The following is a 2,662-nucleotide window of genomic DNA, read 5'->3' on the forward strand; positions in this document are numbered from 1 at the left end:
TTAAACGATAGATAACTGATACGGAAAAAACCTTATCTGATAAATATTTCAATAAAAAGTATATACAAACTTTTAATCATGAATGTACAGAGTTGGATGGAGACTTTGGTATAGAAATAAATCATACAGGTTCATCAGGGAAGTCATATAGACAACTGAAGCTTAAAGGAAATAATCCAGACTCAATACTGAGTGAGGGGGAGCAAAAAGTTATTGCTATTGCAGATTTTCTATCCGAAACTCAGCATTCAGAAATTAATAGAGGAATAGTTTTTGACGATCCTGTTACATCATTAGATGAAACAAGGAAGAATTCAATAGCTAAACGCCTAATTAACCAATCATCTAATAAGCAAGTCATTATATTTACTCATGATTTGGTTTTTGTATCGATACTAATTTCACACTGTCAAGAAAATAACAATAAATACCAATGCCACTGGATAGAAAAAAGAAATAATAATCCTGGATATATATGGTTGAATAACTCTCCTTCATATGAAAGAGAGTATAGAAATGCAGAGCCAGCCAGAAAAATATATGCAAAAGTGATTAAAGAAGATTGTGAGCCAGCAGTAAGAGAATCTCTACTGAAGTCAGGTTTTACAGCATTAAGAACTTGTTATGAAGTCCTTGTTATTAATGATTTATTCAAAAATGTTGTTCAAAGATATAACGAAAGAGTTAGTATAGATTCTTTATCTAAGGTTTGTTTTGATCAGCAATTGGTTAGTGAATTATTAGATGGGTTTGCTCAATGTTGTAGATATATGGAGGGTCATACTCACAGTGATAAGTATGCATATAAAAAACCTGATAACTCTTGCTTTAATTATGAAATAGAGAGATATGAGGGAATAAAGAAAAAAATAAAAAACTTTAATAAGTGAGATGAATATAGGGATGCTGCTTAGTTAGCAGCATTTTTATCATTTGTATAAATTAGTGTTTATTTTATATACAATAATTTTCCAATCCCCATTAATTCTGAAGGTTCCAATTCTTTCTTGAACTTGGACACAATTTCATTCATTAGCCTATTAATTTTTTTTAGTCCAAATAAGTAGAGAGAATCTGATCCGAATTTTATATTTTTTGTGTGCTTCCATCTGGATATTTTTTAACCCATACCCCATTAACCTTCACTGGTTCCGGCAATCCAAGATCTCTATTCTCTTGGGCTGCCTTGGCCACTGCCGCCGCCATCAGCCTGTTGGCTTCTTCTCTGCCAATTAGGTCGATAATAGACTTTGCCATATTGTTCTCCCCTGAAGGTTAATAGATACTAACCTAGCATTGTTTAGTATAAATACAACCCGACAGGAGCGATATGGATACTATTTCGAGAGAACCGGCAACTTTGGCTGTCATGCTGGTTGAGTAGTTTATGAACCCAGCCAATATTATTCAGCATATGCTTGCTGAAGAGCTTGGACTTTCTATTGAGCGGGTTAGGGCGATCTGTGAAGGAACTGATAGGATAAATTGTATTAGCTCAAACTCGACCTGACACTATTACATCACAGAGTTATACCTAATCTAACAGGCTGCTCTGTGCCAGGAGCAGATATTCATCAGAGCGATCACCCTCCGTTAATTACTTCTTTTATCTACTCCGACTTACAGGTTAACTTAGCTGATACCTCTTTTGAGAAAATCACGGACAACTTGTGTACTGGTAGTGTAAATTTTGTTGGCATTATGTTTCTTGATATTAGAAAAATTTGATTTGAAAAGTGCCGTTGCACCAGGCGCCAGAGGTACATTCGCAAAAGGAACGAAGAGAGAAATGCCACAAAAAATCACTGAGGCTCTTAGACTAAATGAAGCGGATACCTCAAATGAACCAAAAAAGATCAAGTAACCATCTGAAAGCACAAAAGGAAGGAAAGGAGCTAGATGCTTACATGTATTTTTTTTTGCAATAAACAATAAAGTAGACACTAAAAACCATGGTCACCACATAATACTTTTCTCCGAAAATGGCAACACTTCAACGGACAACATTATTACGCTATGCCCAGACTGACATAGGGAATATCATGCTGGTAGAATAAAAATCGACATTGGGAGATTTTAGTTTTTCCCTTAATATTTCATCTGCACATAATAAGTCAATCTGTAGTGGTCAACAAAAACTGGCCACGGCTTTAGAGTTTTTCCAGAACAATCGTTCTGATTCATTCGGCGTCAGACCTCCATTATATTGATGAGGTCTGAGCTGGCTGTAATATCCCGTGATGTAATTTGTTATCGCCATGCTGGCTTCGCTAAAATTTACGTACCCATTATCAGGTACCCACTCTGTTTTCAGGCTTCTGAAGAACCGTTCCATTGGGCTGTTATCCCAGCAATTTCCCCGGCGACTCAGGCTTTGCTTTATCTGATACCTCCACAGTAACTGTCTGAAATTCCTGCTGGTATAGTGACTGCCTTGATCCGAGTGATACAGTAAATTAGCCAGCTTTCCTCGCGCTTCCCAGGCCATGGACAGCGCTTTAGCTGTCAATGCAGAATCCGGGAAAAATGACATCGCCCAGCCAACCGGTTTACGGGAAAACAAATCGAGTACAACAGCCAGATAAGCCCAGCGTTTTCCCGTCCAGATATAAGTCACATCACCGCACCAGGCCTGATTAGGCTCGGTAACAGCAAACTGGCG

Annotated in this window: 5 protein-coding genes; 2 read left to right on the forward strand and 3 right to left on the reverse strand. The window is 37.5% G+C overall.

Annotated elements, in window-relative coordinates; genetic code table 11:
* The first annotated feature begins 62 nt into the window (after nt 1–62).
* Nucleotides 63–890 carry an AAA family ATPase gene (locus tag FTA91_RS11015; protein ID WP_268967488.1) on the forward strand — a complete coding sequence of 276 codons (828 nt, stop codon included), beginning with the start codon at nt 63–65 and terminating at the stop codon, nt 888–890.
* A gap of 196 nt (nt 891–1,086) precedes the next feature.
* Here FTA91_RS11015 and FTA91_RS20100 read toward each other — a convergent pair whose 3' ends face one another.
* Both FTA91_RS20100 and FTA91_RS11020 read right to left on the reverse strand, forming a co-directional pair.
* A complete protein-coding gene (locus FTA91_RS20100) occupies nt 1,087–1,257 on the reverse strand; it encodes a hypothetical protein (protein ID WP_154581971.1) in 171 nt (56 codons plus the stop codon).
* A gap of 375 nt (nt 1,258–1,632) precedes the next feature.
* Nucleotides 1,633–1,944 (reverse strand): hypothetical protein, encoded by a 312-nt coding sequence (locus tag FTA91_RS11020; protein WP_145583346.1) that lies wholly within the window; start codon nt 1,942–1,944, stop codon nt 1,633–1,635.
* Between the two features lie 22 nt (nt 1,945–1,966).
* Here FTA91_RS11020 and FTA91_RS20560 point away from each other — a divergent pair, with 22 nt between their 5' ends.
* Entirely contained in the window at nt 1,967–2,029 is a 63-nt protein-coding gene (locus FTA91_RS20560) for a hypothetical protein (protein WP_413081220.1), read from the forward strand.
* A gap of 99 nt (nt 2,030–2,128) precedes the next feature.
* On the opposite strand, the gene FTA91_RS11030 is transcribed toward FTA91_RS20560, so the two are convergent.
* A partial coding sequence (locus FTA91_RS11030) for an IS3 family transposase (protein WP_145583348.1) occupies nt 2,129–2,662 on the reverse strand: 534 nt, incomplete at its 5' end.

The organism is Yersinia thracica, assembly GCF_902170565.1.
GTDB lineage: Bacteria > Pseudomonadota > Gammaproteobacteria > Enterobacterales > Enterobacteriaceae > Yersinia > Yersinia thracica.